Genomic DNA, 16,029 nt, shown 5'->3' with positions numbered 1-16,029 from the left:
TTACTAAAGCATGAAAAAACTTCTACTATTGTGTCTGTTTTTTATAATGGCCACATTCGCGAATGCTCAGATCACTCTGGGTAGCGGAACAACTACGGGAACGGCTGTTCCTGTAAGTACCTATTACGGGTATTCGTATGTACAGCAAATTTTTCCTAAGTCGGAAATCAACGCAGACGCTGCGGGGAATATCACCGGACTTAAATTTTATTTATCGGCTACGGCTTCAATTGCCAATTCGGACTCTTGGGTAGTATACATTGGCCATACTACCAAAACTACCTTTTCTTCCAGCTCAGACTGGATTCCGTTAGCAGGTCTTACAAAGGTTTTTGAAGGAACTGTAACTAACAATTCCGGAGTGATTGAAGTAACCTTTACAACACCTTTTGCTTATAACAACACAGATAACCTTGTTATTGCTGCTGAAGAGAATAAGGCAGGGTATGATTCCAACGGTAGCTCTGAAGCAATGTATATGTATGCAGCTACTTCAAACAACACCCTGTACTACAGAAATGATTCTACAAACCCTGACCCGGCGGGAACACTTCCTAACGGAACACGTAGTGGCAATAAATCGGTGGTTACATTATTAGGACTAAACCCTAGTGCTATTCCTGCCTGTCCTACTGTTTCTACACCGGCTGCGGCTGCTACAGGAGTGTCTGTAACGCCTTCAATTACATGGGCAGGAGTAAGTAATGCTACAGGATACAGAATATCTATGGGAACCACTCCCGGCGGAACAGATATTTTAAATAACCAGGATGTAGGAAACGTTACAACCTATGCTATCGCTACAGCTTTGGATTATGAAAAGCAATATTATTATACAGTAAGTTCTTACAATGCCGGAACATCTTCAACAGGTTGTACAGAAAGATCTTTCACTACAAAGGTAATTCCTTGTCCTACCGTAACAGCACCAACTGCAGGAGCAAACGGACAGGTTACAACTCCTACGATTACATGGGATGCGGTTACGGGAGCTACCACGTATAAATTAACAGTAGGAACTACTTCAGGTGGAACAGATGTAATTAATAATCAGGATTTAGGAAACGTTACTACTTATACGTTCTCTACGCCATTAAATATGTCTACGACTTATTATTACACCGTAAACGCGGTAAGTGCTACAAGTACATCAGCATCTTGTACAGTAAGAAACTTCTCAACTATATGTGGTGCAACAGGTGTTCCTTACACTCAGAATTTTGAAAGTGCTACAACTCCGGCTTTACCGGCTTGTACTGCTTCTGAAAATGCAGGTACAGGTAATAACTGGACGACTTACTCACCTGGTAGCGGAAGCTTCAATACAAAAGTATTGAACTATACTTATAACAGTACCAATGCTGCTAATGCATGGTTCTACACTCAGGGAATCAACCTTACTGCAGGTACTTCATACAGAATAAAGTATATCTATGGAAATGCCAGCGGAACAACGTATCCTGAAAAAATGAAAGTGGCTTACGGTACTGCTGCAGCCAGTGCATCAATGACAACTGTTTTAGCTGATTATCCAAATATTACTAACGGAAGTACTGCAGTTGCTGAAATGATCGATTTCACTCCTTCAGCTTCAGGAGTATATTACTTCGGATTTAATGCATACTCTGATGCAGATATGAACAGATTGTATGTAGATAACATCAGTATTGATGTAACACCGGTTTGTACTGAGCCTTCTGCTTTAACAGCCTCTAATATTACAACTGTAGGAGCAACCATTTCATGGACTGCACCTGCTACAGCTCCTAACGGATATGAATATGCATTTACAACAACCAATGTTGCACCTGCATCCGGTACAACGACCAACTTAACAACTGCAGATATCGGTCCTCTTACTCCGCAGACTACTTATTATGCATGGGTAAGATCTAACTGTACTGCTGGTAACAGTACTTGGATTCAGACATCATTTACTACTCTTGCATTGCCACCAGCTAACGATGAATGTTCTAATGCTATTGCTTTGGTTGCAGGTGGAAACTTTGCACAAAATGCAGTAACAGGAACTACATCAGGATCTACAAATTCTTCGTCATCAGTTGCCAGCTGTTTGTCAACTCCTACGAATGTTGCAGGGAATGTTTGGTATACTGTTACAGTTCCTGCTTCAGGAAGTATTACTATAGAAACAGATACAGTTACGGGAACAGCATTAACAGATACGGTAATGTCTGTATTTACAGATTGTACAAGTGGAAACTCTGTAGCTTGTGATGATGACGGAGGAAACGGAAACTTCTCTAAAGTTTCTTTAACAGGTCAGACTCCGGGTACAGTATTATATGTAAGCTTATGGAGATATTCTAATGCTGGTGGAGGAAGCGACGGTCAGTTCCAGATTTCTGCTTATGATGCTTCTTTACAGTTAGGTACTTCTGAAGTTTCCAATAACAAGAACAATATTAAAGTATATCCGAACCCGTTTGCAGATGTATTGAATATTTCAGATATCGCAAATGTGAAATCAGTTTCGGTTTCCGATGTTGCGGGAAGATTGGTGAAAACAATCAGCAACCCGTCTTCAGCTCTTCAATTGGGAGAATTGAAACAAGGATTGTATTTGGTAACTCTTGAAATGAAAGACGGTACTAAACAAACCATAAAAGCAATCAAAAAATAAAAATCAATTTGATTTGCAAATAATTATAGCAGCTAAGTTACTTAGCTGCTATTTTTTTATATAAATTTTCATTCATTTTAGTATTTTATTATTAATTTAGTAAAATGAAAAGCAAAATATACTGATTTATGACAAAATTTTTACTTTCATGTTTACTAACACTAAGCATGGCTTTAAATGCCCAGATCGATTTGGGTACAGGAAGCACGGATGTTGGAGTCGCTCCAATAAGTAGTTACTACGGATATTCCTATGTACAGCAGATTTTTCCTAAGCAGGAAATCAATGCCGATGCAGCAGGGAATATTACGGGATTAAAGTTCTATCTTGATCCTTCATTATCTCTGGCCAATTCATCAGATTGGGTAGTTTATTTAGGACACACTTCCAAATCCAATTTCACTTCTGAAACAGACTGGATCCCGGTTACTCAGCTTACACAGGTGTATGCCGGAACGGTAACCAATGCAAACGGAGTGGTAGAAGTTACCTTTGCAACACCATTTGCATACAATAACACAGACAATCTGGTAGTGGCTGCAGAAGAAAATTCGCCGAATTATGACAATAATGACGAGGCGTTTTATGTGTATAATTCAGCACCCAATTCAACTATCTATTACCGAAGCGACCCTACCAACCCTGATCCGGCTTCTCCGCCGGATGGAAACTTAGTCGGGTATAAGTCGGTTATTACTCTTGTTGGATTAACCCCAAGTCCGATTCCGGCTTGTCCGCTGATTACGTATCCTATGAATAATGCTACGTTTGTGCCGTTATCTCCAACAATTACCTGGAATAATGTTGCCGGAGCAACAACTTACAAAATCTCAATAGGTACGACTCCGGGAGGCACGGATGTTGTAAACCAGCAATCTGTGACCACCAATACATTTAGCCCGTCAACACCACTTAGCCCTAATACAAACTATTACCTAAGAGTAATCGGAGTAGGAGCAGGAGGTGAATCAACCGGATGTTCTGAAGTTATGTTTAAATCAGCTCCGCCGGCTCCTGCAAATGACGATTGTGCAAATGCGATTACATTGACTGTAAATCCGGATCTGAACTGTGGTACTGTAACTTCAGGTTATACAATTGGTGCTACCGATTCAGGATTGATCCCTGATCCTTGTTATGGTGATCCTGATGATGATGTTTGGTTTAAATTTGTAGCTACTGCTACCAGCCATAAAATTTCTCTTACTAACATCATGTCTGTAGGAACTACTCCTAATGATGAGGATACTTATTTCCAGGTGTTCAGTGGGGCTTGTGGTACACTTTCGAGTATTCTGTGTTCAGATGGTGATTCATCTCCGGTTTCCGGGCTTACAGTAGGTGAAACCTATTATGTAAGAGTTTACAGCTATTTTGATGCCGGAAGTAACCAGAGTTTTGATATATGTGTAGGTACATATCCGCCGCCACCGGTAAATGATGAATGTTCAGGAGCTTTGGCAGCAGCTACTTTCCCATATACTTATGTACAGGCAGATGGTGCCGGTGCTACCAATAATGCAGGAATGATAGATGCCTGCTCAAACGGAATGAATGACGGTACATGGTTTACATTCGTAGGAGATGGTGGAGTATTTGATATTACCGTTACAATGCCTGCAGGAAGTGATTTTGATCCTCAGATAGGAGTATACAGCGGAAGCTGTGGCAGCTTATCATGCGAAGATACTGTAGATGATACAGGGATGGGAGATACTGAAACCATTTCTATTCAGACCCTTTCAGGAAATACATATTATGTGAACGTAGGAAGCTACAGTGGATTTACAGATGATCCTGAAGGAGCATTCACAATCAACATAACCAAAAACTCTTTGGGTACTTCTGAAGTTTCAAATACTAAAAACAGTATTAAGATCCATCCGAATCCGTTTGCTGATGTATTGAATATTTCAGATGCTACAAATGTAAAATCGGTTTCTGTTTCAGATATTTCAGGAAGACTATTAAAAACAATAGATAATCCGGGATCAGAACTTCATTTGGGAGATCTCAAATCAGGATTATACCTGGTGACCCTTAATATGAAAGACGGTTCAAAACAAACAGTTAAAGCCATTAAGAAATAATTTAATTTCATAGAAAATTATAAAGACGAATATTTTTATTCGTCTTTTTTTTTGTGGAAAATATTTCTTACAGATCAATGAATTATAATTTTATTTGGCTGTTATTATTGATAGTCTGATGAAAAAGATATTAGTAGTAAACAGTTTAGTGTTAAAAATAAAATATAATGATATTGTTTAATATTCATTATTTTGTGAATTATTGGCGATTTTATTTTGAAAAGATATTGAGTGTTTTTATACTTGCAATACAAATATAAAGATACAGATATGCTGGGTTTGCATGATTTAAGTTTTGCCTAATGAATAAAAAACTTTGATTCTTCTGTAACAGATATATAATAGAAGATGATTAAAACAATAGAAAAATTCAGTTCTTTGATGCTGCTTCAGGATCTGGAGACAGGATTATTTCGTTAAGTTGAAAAATGAAAGACGGTTCGGAACAAATGGTGAAGATAAATAAAAAGTAGTTTTTTGTGTGAAAGTTTCCGGCGGCTTAAGCCGCCGGAAATTATTTATTTGTCAGGAACAGGTTGTATATCTCCCGTGCTCATATGTTCAAAAACAGTAGGGAAAAACATTACCAGGACAAAATAAATGATAATCATTAATATAACCAGTGCGAAAAGTATTTTCACTAGATTATTGGGTCTGTCTTTCTTTGTTGGTTCCATGATTTTATGATATTGGGTTAATAGATTAATTTGATATAAAATACTAAGCCAATTTCTTGCCACACTGCTTACAATACCTTGCATCATCATCAATATCTTCATTTCCGCACTGCTCGCACACCTTTTCAAGATTTTGTCTTTTATTTCTCATCTCTGCCGTTACAATACCGGTAGGAACGGCAATAATAGAATAACCGGCCAGCATCAGTATCACCGCAAAAAATTTACCCATCGGGGTAATCGGGGATACATCGCCATAACCTACAGTAGTTACCGTAACAACAGCCCAGTAAATAGATTGCGGAATGGTTTCAAATCCTGGCCTTCCACCTTCCACCATAAACATCAGGGATCCTACAATCACTGAAAATATAATTAAAAATAAAAGGAAAATATAAATCTTTCTGGAACTGTTTTTCAATGCTCTTACGATGAGATAACCGTCATTCATAAAATCAAGCAAATTGAAAATCCTGAAAATTCTCAGCATCCTCAGCATCCTGAAAATCAGGAAATATTTGGTTACCGGGAAGAAGAAACTTAAATAAAAAGGAACCAGGGCCAGAAAATCAATAACCCCGAAAAAGCTGAAAATATAATTTTTCTTATTCTTTACAACAGCAATACGCATCATATATTCAACTGTAAAAAATAAAGAAATGATCCATTCAAAAACAACGAAAGTAAGATGAAATCTTTTGTCCAGCTTGGGCACACTTTCCATCATAATGATGAAAGTGCTTAAAAGGATTAAGGATAATAAAATAATGTCAAATAATTTGCCGAGCTTAGTGTCGGAACGGTAAATAATCCGGTAAAGAAATCTTTTCCAGAGCTTATCTTCGGGAACAAGATTATGTTCTTTTTCCATTTTTCTGTTTTTTTTAAATTAACAAATTATCCCTATTTTCGTAGCAAACATACAGAATAAAATGACAATAAGCGAAGTAATTTCAAAAATAGAAACCCGTATCCCTCTACAACAGGCGGAAGACTTTGATAATGTAGGGCTGCTGTGTGGAGTTCCTACCCGGAATGTGAGTGGAATCCTCGTGTGCCACGATGCTTTGGAAAATGTAGTAGATGAAGCTATCCATAAAAATTGTAATTTAATAGTATGTTTTCATCCGATTATTTTTTCAGGATTAAAATCTTTAACCGGAAAAAATTATGTGGAAAGGGCAGTTCTGAAAGCGATAGAAAATAAAATAGCCATTTATGCGATACACACTGCCTTCGATAACGACTTCTTCGGAGTGAATGCCGGCATTTGCCATCATCTTGGATTGAAAAACCTGAAAATTCTTCAGCCTAAAAAAAATAATCTGAAACAATTAACGGTTTTTGTCCCGAAAGATCATTCAAATGTGTTAAAAGAAGCTCTTTTTTCAGCCGGAGCAGGAAATATCGGGTTTTATGACGAATGCAGCTTCACAATCGAAGGAAGCGGTACTTTCAGACCCACTGAAGGCTCCAATCCGTTTTCCGGACAGCAAAATATCCGTGAAAATGCTGATGAAAATATGATTTCCGTGATTTTTGAGAGCTATAAACAAGATCAGATCATCTCTGCAATGAAATCAGCTCATCCTTATGAAGAAGTTGCCTATCAGATTTATCATCTGGACAATGAAAACCAATATTCAGGTTTGGGAATGTATGGTGAATTGGAAGAAGAGCTTGATGAAAAAGATTTTCTGAAACTGGTTAAAGAAAAATTTAATCTTGAAATCATTAAACATTCGGATTTTATCCATAAAAAAATCAAAAGAGTAGGAGTACTCGGTGGTTCCGGGGCAAGCGGAATAAAATCTGCCTTATCCAGAAAATGTGATGCCTATCTTACGGGAGATATCAAATACCATGATTATTTCCTGGCAGAATCTAAAATGCTGATTTGCGATGTAGGTCATTATGAATCAGAACAATTTGTAACTCAACAATTATTTGAAATTTTGTCACAAAAATTTAGTACATTTGCAATCTCAAAATCTAGCGAAAAAACAAACCCAGTAAATTATTTCCTTTAGATATGGCAAAAACCAACGATATTTCAGTTGAAGAGAAATTAAGAGCTTTATACGATTTACAAATCATAGATTCAAGATTGGATGAAATCCGAAATACAAGAGGAGAATTGCCAATTGAAGTTGAAGATCTTGAAATCGAGATTGAAGGACTTGAAAAAAGAGCCGATAAATTTCACGCAGATATCAAAGATCAGGATGATCAGATAAAAACCAAGCATGAAGTAATCAACCATGCAAAAACTCTAATTGAAAAATACAAATCTCAACAGGATAACGTAAGAAACAATAAAGAGTTTGAAGCATTAGGTAAAGAAATTGAATTCCAGGATCTGGAAATTCAGCTTGCTGAAAAAAGAATTAAAGAATTCGGAGTTAAAATTGCTCACAAAAACGAAACTTTAAGCGAATTGAATGCAAAAATCAACGATTTAAAAAACCACCTGAAATTCAAAAAAGAAGAACTGGATGGCCTGATCGCTGAAACTCAGAAAGAAGAAGACTATTTAATAGAGCAGTCTAAAGAATATGCAGGTAAAATCGATGAGAGATTATTAGCTTCTTACAACAGAATCAGAACTAACTCCATCAACGGTCTGGCTGTAGTAGGATTGGAAAGAGGAGCTCCGAAAGGATCATTCTTCACCATTCCGCCTCAAAAGCAAATGGAAATTGCTCAGAGAAAGAAAATCATTATTGATGAGCATTCAGGAAAAATCCTTGTTGATGACGAATTGGTAATGGAAGAAAACGAAAGAATGAAAACGGTAATTAAATTCTAATTATTGTTTTAAATAATATTAAGCTGCTTCAGATCTGAAGCAGCTTTTTTATTATAATCTTGAATATCAATAGAAACGGGCTGAAGCCCGTTTAATAGAAAATAACCATCCACTGGCTTTAGCCAAAACTTAAATCAGGATATTTAATTTTCACAGATGAAATTGTGTTATTTGTGAAATTTATTCGTGATCATTTGTGTTTAAGTAATTAACCACATAAAAAAAGCTGCTTCAGATTTGAAACAGCTCTTTTATCTTTATTCATGATGTTCATACATCTTATTATACAGGTCAATAAATTTCTCTTTCACTGCTTTCCTTTTCAGCTTTAAAGTAGGAGTAAGAAGTCCTGCCTCAATACTCCAGACTTCAGGAGTCAGTTCTATTTTTTTAATCTTCTCCCAGTTTCCGAGATGCTCATTAATGCCTTCGATCTCTTTTTCTATTCTTTCCTTCAGTTCGGGGCTTTTTGCAATTTCCTCCGGCGTAGAACCTATATTCAGGTTGTTTCGCATGGCCCAGCTTTTGGCAAATTCAAAATCAGGCTGTATCAGTGCACACGGCATTTTTTCGCCGTCACCCACTACCATGATCTGCTCAATAAATTTAGAGGCCTTAGCCAGGTTTTCTATGGTTTGTGGAGCAATATATTTACCGCCGGATGTTTTAAACATTTCCTTTTTACGGTCAGTGATCTGTAAAAATCCGTCACTGTCAATATGACCGATATCTCCGGTTTTAAAATATCCGTCTTCAGTAAAGGCTTCTTTAGAGGTTTCTTCATTTTTAAAATAACCTTTGAATACGGAAGGTCCTTTTACGGTAATTTCACCGTCTTCCTGAATTTTTACCTTAAGATTGTCTAATGGTAAGCCAACCGTTCCGATTTTCATCTTTTCAAAACTGTTTACGGAAATAACCGGTGAAGTTTCCGTTAAGCCATAGCCTTCAAGAATAGGAATACCCGCATTTTGGAACATTAAATTCAATCTCGTGGATAAAGCTGCTGAACCGGATACTAAAGTGATAATTTCTCCTCCTAAACCTTCTCTCCATTTTTTAAAAACCAGTTTATCTGCTATAATTTCCTGTAATCCCGATGGCTTGGAAACCTCTTTCTTTTTCTGAATCAGGTTTAAAGCCCAGAAAAATATTTTTGATTTTAATCCACCTGCGGAAGATCCGGTATTGTAGATCTTATCATATACTTTTTCTACCAGTCTCGGTACCACGCTCATGTAGTGAGGCTTTACCTCTTTTACATTTTCACCCATTTTATCAATGCTTTCTGCAAAATAAATGGAAAAACCATTGTATTGGAAAAGATAAAAAAGCATTCTTTCAAAAATATGACAGATAGGCAGGAAGCTTAATACCCTGGTTTCCTTATAGTCCAGGCTTTTCTTTTTAGGAATTCTCGGAATAGAGCCTAAGACATTGGAAACAATATTATGATGGGTAAGCATTACCCCTTTTGGTTTTCCTGTGGTTCCTGAAGTATAAATGATCGTAGCCAGGTCTTCAGAATTAATCGCATTGGAAAGCTCTTCCACTTCAATCTGGGTAGAATCGTCTTCTCCTAAATCTAATATTTCTTTCCAGTTGGCTGCACCGCTTATAGAATCAAAAGTAAAAATTCCCTGCAATGAAGGGATATTGTGCTTTACCTTCATTACTTTATTGAGGAGATCTTTATCGGAAACAAAGCAATACTGTATTTCTGCATTCGTGAAAATAAATTCGTAATCTTCAGGAGAAATATTGGGATAAACAGGTACGGAAACCACCCCGATCTGGGAAAGTCCAAGGTCTACAATAGCCCATTCCGTACGTGAATTGGTTGTGATCAATGCAATCTTATCACCCGGTTTTATACCCAGCTTTAAAAGCCCTCTTGATATCTTATTGGCCTCATTAATAAACTCTTGCGTAGAAGTTTTTTTCCATTCACCATGATACTTGGTCACAAACATATCCGTTTTAGGATATTTTTCTAAAGCATAGTGTGGTATATCGAATAATCTTTTGATCGTCATAATTTTTTATGTAATTTATAAAGAAATCTAAATATAAGCATTTTTGTAAAAATAGCATATATCTCAGTATAATTTTCAAATAGCAATTATTTTTTCAGATTTGCTTAAAAAGTGTAAATTTACGACCATCTAATTATTCAATTTTTATGGACTTTAATTTATCGGAAGAACAGCTGATGATTCAGCAGGCAGCAAGGGATTTTGCACAAAACGAGTTATTACCTGAGGTAATTGAAAGAGACCGCGACCAGAAATTCCCTACTGAACAAGTGAAAAAAATGGGTGAAATGGGGCTTTTGGGGATGATGGTAGATCCTAAATACGGCGGTGCCGGGATGGATAGTGTTTCCTACGTTTTGGCAATGGAAGAGATCGCAAAGATTGATGCTTCTGCAGCTGTTGTAATGTCTGTAAACAATTCATTGGTTTGCGCAGGTCTTGAAAAATTCGCTTCAGAAGAGCAAAAAGTAAAATATCTTACTCCATTAGCAAGTGGAAAGGTAATCGGAGCATTTGCTTTATCTGAGCCTGAAGCAGGATCTGATGCTACTTCTCAAAAAACTACCGCAGAAGATAAAGGGGATTACTACCTTTTAAACGGAATCAAAAACTGGATTACCAATGGAGGTACGGCATCTTACTATATCGTAATCGCACAAACCGATCCTGAGAAAAAACACAAAGGGATCAATGCATTTATCGTTGAAAGAGGATGGGAAGGTTTTGAAGTGGGAGTAAAAGAAGATAAATTGGGAATCAGAGGAAGTGATACCCATTCTTTGATCTTCAACAATGTAAAAGTACCTAAAGAAAACAGAATCGGAGAAGACGGTTTCGGGTTCAATTTTGCAATGGCTGTGTTAAACGGAGGTAGAATCGGGATTGCTTCCCAGGCTTTAGGAATTGCTTCAGGTGCTTACGAGTTGGCCCTTAAGTATGCTAAAACAAGAAAGGCTTTCAAAACTGAAATTATCAACCACCAGGCTATTGCTTTCAAATTAGCGGATATGGCTACCCAGATTACTGCAGCAAGAATGCTTTGCTTTAAAGCAGCTACAGAAAAAGATGCCGGAAAAGACATCTCTGAAAGTGGAGCTATGGCAAAATTATATGCTTCTCAGGTAGCAATGGATACTACGATTGAAGCGGTACAGATTCATGGTGGATACGGATATGTGAAAGAATATCACGTGGAAAGAATGATGAGAGATGCAAAAATCACTCAGATCTATGAAGGAACTTCTGAAATCCAGAAAATTGTGATTTCAAGAAGTATCGCAAAATAAAATTTAAAAAACACTGCTTATGAAAAAATCTTTGTGGATTAGTCTCGGAGTCATTGTATTGCTTTTAGGAGTATTTGTCTGGTATAAATATTTCTTTGTATTCGGAGAAGGTGTAAAATCCGGTTACCTGAATTATGCAATTAAAAAAGGCTATGTTTTCAAAACCTATGAAGGCAAACTGATTCAGGAAGGTTTTGGAAGAGGGAAAACGGGAAGTATTACAAGTTATGAATTTGAGTTTTCCGTATCAGATCCTGAAGTTTTTAAACAGCTTGAACTGAACAGCGGAAAAACCTTTGACCTTCATTATAAAGAGTACAACGGTGCCCTGCCATGGCGAGGAAACACAAAATATGTTGTGGATAAAGTAGTGAATATGAAATAATAAAAAGGCTCCCGATCCGGGAGCCTTTTACTTTTCCTTTTTAGAAAATTATTGGGTATTTTTATCCCTAATATTTCTCTTTTTGTAAAAATAATAACCAATTCCTGCAATTAAGAATAACGGCCATAATGGAAGGATAAACAGAAAGATTGAGGTAATAACATTCCAGCCGGATGAAATTGCAGCAAAAGATTTTCCCCCGAAGGTTTCAGGCTCCTTGACTGATCCTGCTTTGTCTGTAAGGGTAACGGTTAAATTACAAATCGCATCACCCACATAATGCTGTCCGGAAACTTCGATATTCTTATTCTCAATATCCCCGATATTATAGCTCAAATCGTTTATCAGGGCATCAAAATTCTGAATTGGAACTTTAATCTGCAGGTAATACACTTTTTGATCGGATTCGGAGTAGGAAGGATGTTCATTGTTCACAGGCTCCTGTACGATATACGAGAATTCTTCACTTTTGATATAGGCATTATTTTTTCGGGCCTCTTCTTTCACGATTTCCTTAATGGCTTCTGCATCATCAACGCTGATTGATAAGTAACCGGTTTTCACCATTTTGTTTTTAGGAACATTGAGCTCGTAGTTTTCTTTTTTAGGCTGATCTCTGTAAACAACTTTGGTTTCCTTAATCACTTTCGGGGCAGGAACATTGATGACCACTTTTTCAGATCTGTTTTCTGCGGAATTTTTTTTATTTTCTTTTGTTTCCAGCTTTGTGGAAGAAATCTTTTCCGATAAGGAATCAACAATTTTTGAAGTGGCCTCAATTTTATTCTTAACCTCATTTCCGGTTTCTTCCAGCTTTTTTATTTTTACACTGGCAGAATCGAAAACTGCATCTGCAGAATTAATTGCTCCTGACGCAACTGTTGCTGCGCTGTCTGCAGATTGTATTGCTTTTTCCAGGTGAGACTGTGCGGCTTCTCCTTTTTTACAGGTAATAAAAGTGCCGGATACTGCGATCAGTAATATGAACTTTTTCATAACATTAATTTTTGTTGAAGTAAAATTAATCCTGAACTTTTAAGATAATTTGTAAAAGAAGAGTATTATTCTGGTAAATTGATAAGTAGGTTAAAATGAATGTTTTGTATTTATTTTACAATTATTTTACAACTAAATAAATTCATTTTTCATGGCTTATGTATGTATATTTTTTATTTTTTTGATTATAGTGATTTGGTTTTTCTGCTGGTATTATTTTTTTATAGTAAAAGACGTTCATTGTCTCCTTTAGATAATTAGATTTAAAATTTTTCCGGGTTAAAATAATATATATATTTGCCTATGATGAGACATTTAATAAGAATCTTTTTCCATTTGTTTTTTGTGTGCTTATTGGTGTTTTCTTGTGCTAACTCCTCAAAAAATACTGAGGAAACTCAGAAAAAACCAGATAAAGAGAATCATAGAATTTGTTGAGATCAGAAGATTGAATTCGGAAATTAATCTGAAAGAATCATCCATACTATATTCAACAGAAAAAATTAAAGATTTATATAAACAACTGAATGATTCCAGGTTTTCAAGATCTGCTCCCATACCTGTTTTACAAAGCAGTAAAGAATGTTTCGTCGTATTGAAACCAAAACTCAGGAATGTGCAGTACGGAGATATTAAAGTGGAAAAAATGGAAATGGTCGATTCACTATTAAACATCAGTTATAAAGAAATTGAAAATTTTGAATATAAGGAGAAGAAACAATCGAATCCTGTATTAATTCTTAAAATATTTAAAATACCAAACAGGATAAAGCTATATAAAACCCAATAAGAATGAAAATAAAATTACTTTTTACAACAAGCTTTCTCATACTATCAGCTATGGGATGGGCACAGCAAAATCAATGGACTAAACTTTCTCAACAAAGCTTTAAAGAAACAAGAGAAAGGACAGCTAGGGTTGTAGACTATAAATTACTAAAACTCAATACTGATGAACTCAGACTGGAATTACTAAATGCTCCTGACAGGGAAAAGAATCCTTTGGCTAAGGGTATTTTAATGAAATTTCCTAATACAGAAGGCTCTTTCGATACTTATGAAGTGAAAGAAGCTTCTACCATGCATCCTGATTTACAGTCAAGATACTCTGATATCAGATCATATGAAGGATATAAAGTAGGAGATTTCAATACAAAAATCAGATTTACATATGATCCTTATTTCGGATTGAATGCCATGATTCGTAATACATCAGGAATATACTATATCGATTCTTATTCCCCGGATAATAAGGTCTATATGATATATGACCGAAAAAATGCTGTGTCTTCAGGTAAATTTGAATGTTTATTTAAGGAAGATCCCACCCTGAAAAACCAATTATCCGGATTACAGGGAAAAACTGTTGTAGACGGATTATTACGTAAATACAGGCTGGCAATTTCCACAACGACAGAATATACTGCTTATATTGCCCAGCAGGCAGGAGTAGGAGCAGGTACCGATGTTCAGAAAAAAGCGGCTGTTCTTGCTGCTGTAAATCTTGCCGTTGCCCGTCTCAATGAGATATTTGAAAATGATATTTCAGTAAGATTTCAACTCATCTCCAATGTTGATGTATTATTCTTTATCAGTTCTGATAATTTTGATACAAATGACGCGGGACAGATGACTGATCAAAATCAAATAGAAACTGATAATCTGATAGGAACAGCCAATTATGATATAGGGCATGTATTTTTCCGTGCTACACAGGGAAATGACAACGGTTTGGCAATGACTCCATCGGTATGTGATACCGGATACAAAGCTCAAGGGGTTACCGGCTCTGCAAATCCGGTGGGAGATCCTTTTGTAATTGATTATGTCGCTCATGAGATAGGACATCAGTTTGGAGCAAATCATACACAAAATAATGGATGTTACAGAAATAATGCTACTTCCATAGAACCAGGAAGTGCAAGCTCAATTATGGGATACGCGGGAATTTGCGCTCCAAATGTACAAAACAATAGTGATGCCTATTTTCATGCTGTTAGTATTGCTGAAATGTATGCCCAGATTACCGGAGCCGGTAATTGCAGCTTCAATACTCCCACAGAAAATAATGAGCCTGCAGCTAATGCCGGAGCAGATAAAACAATCCCTGTCAGTACTCCATTTGCATTAACAGGGATCGGATCTGATCCCGATGGTGATGCAATAACATACAGTTGGGAACAAATCGATTTCGGAGCTGCACAAATGCCTCCCAGACCAACTAATACGGTAGGCCCGATGTTCAGATCCATATTTGCAACAACTTCCCCTACGAGGTATTTTCCAAAACTGTCTACTATTGTTGCCGGGTATGATCCATCGATAGTTACTGATTCAGATTATAGAGCATGGGAAAAATTACCTTCTGTAGCCAGAACATTAAATTTTTCATTATTAGTAAGAGATAATAGAGCAGGCGGTGGGCAGACAGGCCGTGATGATATTCAGCTTTCAGTTTCTGCAGCGGCAGGGCCATTCATTGTAACTTCCCAAAATACTGCAGGAACAGTCTGGAACACAGGAGACTCACAAACTATTACATGGGATGTAGCCAATACCAATGCAGCGCCTGTGAATACAGCTAATGTGACAATCCTGTTGTCAACTGACGGCGGGCTCACTTTTCCTCATACTTTGGTTGCAAGTACACCGAACAACGGAACCTATAGCTTTAATGTACCTAACGGATTAGGAGTAAGCTCTAATGCAAGGATAATGATTAAAGCAATTGACAACGTATTTCTGAATATAAATACAGCTGATTTCACCATTAATTCAACTTTAAGTGTGGCTGATCTGGAAAAAGCTGAAAATGTATTTGCGATTTACCCTAATCCTTCTAATGGTGTTTTCACTATAGAGGCCCAGGTGAAGAAAAATATTTCATATACCGTCTTTTCAATGGATGGAAAATTAATCAGTCCAAAAAAAGATATTCACAAATCAGGTAAGGTTTCAGAAAGAGTAAATCTGTCTGATCTTCCTACCGGCGTTTATATTATTCAGGTAGATATAGATGATCAGAAAGTATCCAGGAAATTAATTATCAATAAATAAAAAATCCCTATTATCTAAACCAATGAAAAACCGTTCAATAAAATATTGA

12 protein-coding genes are annotated in these 16,029 nt (G+C 36.6%); 8 read left to right on the top strand and 4 right to left on the bottom strand.

Annotated elements, in window-relative coordinates:
- Positions 1–10: 10 nt before the first annotated feature.
- Both AB8P06_RS07045 and AB8P06_RS07040 read left to right on the top strand, forming a co-directional pair.
- Positions 11–2,644, top strand: a complete 2,634-nt coding sequence (locus AB8P06_RS07045) for a T9SS type A sorting domain-containing protein (protein ID WP_369839815.1) — start codon at positions 11–13, stop codon at positions 2,642–2,644.
- Between the two features lie 128 nt (positions 2,645–2,772).
- A complete protein-coding gene (locus tag AB8P06_RS07040) occupies positions 2,773–4,734 on the top strand; it encodes a T9SS type A sorting domain-containing protein (RefSeq protein WP_369839812.1) in 1,962 nt (653 codons plus the stop codon).
- A 518-nt stretch (positions 4,735–5,252) separates the two neighbouring features.
- Here the strand turns inward: AB8P06_RS07040 and AB8P06_RS07035 are convergent.
- Complete coding sequence (locus tag AB8P06_RS07035; RefSeq protein WP_369839809.1) at positions 5,253–5,411, bottom strand: hypothetical protein; 159 nt, start codon at positions 5,409–5,411, stop codon at positions 5,253–5,255.
- A 43-nt stretch (positions 5,412–5,454) separates the two neighbouring features.
- Positions 5,455–6,282, bottom strand: coding sequence for an ion transporter (locus AB8P06_RS07030; protein WP_369839806.1), 828 nt, complete (start codon positions 6,280–6,282; stop codon positions 5,455–5,457).
- Between the two features lie 61 nt (positions 6,283–6,343).
- Between AB8P06_RS07030 and AB8P06_RS07025 the strand changes: the two genes are divergently transcribed.
- On the top strand, positions 6,344–7,441 hold the full coding sequence (locus tag AB8P06_RS07025) for a Nif3-like dinuclear metal center hexameric protein (RefSeq protein ID WP_369839804.1): 1,098 nt from the start codon (positions 6,344–6,346) through the stop codon (positions 7,439–7,441).
- A gap of 2 nt (positions 7,442–7,443) precedes the next feature.
- Positions 7,444–8,220, top strand: a complete 777-nt coding sequence (locus AB8P06_RS07020) for a zinc ribbon domain-containing protein (protein WP_369839801.1) — start codon at positions 7,444–7,446, stop codon at positions 8,218–8,220.
- 257 nt (positions 8,221–8,477) lie between these two features.
- On the opposite strand, the gene AB8P06_RS07015 is transcribed toward AB8P06_RS07020, so the two are convergent.
- Entirely contained in the window at positions 8,478–10,256 is a 1,779-nt protein-coding gene (locus AB8P06_RS07015) for an AMP-dependent synthetase/ligase (RefSeq protein WP_369839799.1), read from the bottom strand.
- 146 nt (positions 10,257–10,402) lie between these two features.
- Between AB8P06_RS07015 and AB8P06_RS07010 the strand changes: the two genes are divergently transcribed.
- Positions 10,403–11,542: an acyl-CoA dehydrogenase gene (locus AB8P06_RS07010; RefSeq protein ID WP_369839796.1), complete on the top strand. Its 1,140-nt coding sequence runs from the start codon at positions 10,403–10,405 to the stop codon at positions 11,540–11,542.
- Positions 11,543–11,561: 19 nt separating this feature from the next.
- On the top strand, positions 11,562–11,927 hold the full coding sequence (locus tag AB8P06_RS07005) for a hypothetical protein (RefSeq protein WP_369839793.1): 366 nt from the start codon (positions 11,562–11,564) through the stop codon (positions 11,925–11,927).
- Positions 11,928–11,975: 48 nt separating this feature from the next.
- On the opposite strand, the gene AB8P06_RS07000 is transcribed toward AB8P06_RS07005, so the two are convergent.
- Entirely contained in the window at positions 11,976–12,923 is a 948-nt protein-coding gene (locus AB8P06_RS07000; protein WP_369839790.1) for a DUF4349 domain-containing protein, read from the bottom strand.
- Positions 12,924–13,371: 448 nt separating this feature from the next.
- Between AB8P06_RS07000 and AB8P06_RS06995 the strand changes: the two genes are divergently transcribed.
- Together AB8P06_RS06995 and AB8P06_RS06990 are read left to right on the top strand one after the other, a co-directional pair.
- Positions 13,372–13,713: a hypothetical protein gene (locus AB8P06_RS06995; protein ID WP_369839788.1), complete on the top strand. Its 342-nt coding sequence runs from the start codon at positions 13,372–13,374 to the stop codon at positions 13,711–13,713.
- Positions 13,714–13,715: 2 nt separating this feature from the next.
- On the top strand, positions 13,716–15,980 hold the full coding sequence (locus tag AB8P06_RS06990; protein ID WP_369839785.1) for a zinc-dependent metalloprotease: 2,265 nt from the start codon (positions 13,716–13,718) through the stop codon (positions 15,978–15,980).
- Positions 15,981–16,029 lie beyond the last annotated feature (49 nt).

This window comes from Chryseobacterium tongliaonense (assembly GCF_041224435.1).
GTDB classification, from domain to species: Bacteria; Bacteroidota; Bacteroidia; order Flavobacteriales; family Weeksellaceae; genus Chryseobacterium; species Chryseobacterium tongliaoense.
This window is presented reverse-complemented; position numbering and strand designations above follow the sequence as displayed.

Excerpts from the sequence above, each read along its gene's own strand:
- AB8P06_RS07035 (WP_369839809.1), bottom strand. The coding sequence starts at position 5,411 with ATGGAACCAACAAAGAAAGACAGACCCAATAATCTAGTGAAAATACTT.
- AB8P06_RS07005 (WP_369839793.1), top strand. The coding sequence starts at position 11,562 with ATGAAAAAATCTTTGTGGATTAGTCTCGGAGTCATTGTATTGCTTTTA.
- AB8P06_RS07030 (WP_369839806.1), bottom strand. The coding sequence starts at position 6,282 with ATGGAAAAAGAACATAATCTTGTTCCCGAAGATAAGCTCTGGAAAAGA.
- AB8P06_RS07045 (WP_369839815.1), top strand. The coding sequence starts at position 11 with ATGAAAAAACTTCTACTATTGTGTCTGTTTTTTATAATGGCCACATTC.
- AB8P06_RS07020 (WP_369839801.1), top strand. The coding sequence starts at position 7,444 with ATGGCAAAAACCAACGATATTTCAGTTGAAGAGAAATTAAGAGCTTTA.
- AB8P06_RS07010 (WP_369839796.1), top strand. The coding sequence starts at position 10,403 with ATGGACTTTAATTTATCGGAAGAACAGCTGATGATTCAGCAGGCAGCA.
- AB8P06_RS07040 (WP_369839812.1), top strand. The coding sequence starts at position 2,773 with ATGACAAAATTTTTACTTTCATGTTTACTAACACTAAGCATGGCTTTA.
- AB8P06_RS07015 (WP_369839799.1), bottom strand. The coding sequence starts at position 10,256 with ATGACGATCAAAAGATTATTCGATATACCACACTATGCTTTAGAAAAA.
- AB8P06_RS07025 (WP_369839804.1), top strand. The coding sequence starts at position 6,344 with ATGACAATAAGCGAAGTAATTTCAAAAATAGAAACCCGTATCCCTCTA.
- AB8P06_RS06990 (WP_369839785.1), top strand. The coding sequence starts at position 13,716 with ATGAAAATAAAATTACTTTTTACAACAAGCTTTCTCATACTATCAGCT.
- AB8P06_RS07000 (WP_369839790.1), bottom strand. The coding sequence starts at position 12,923 with ATGAAAAAGTTCATATTACTGATCGCAGTATCCGGCACTTTTATTACC.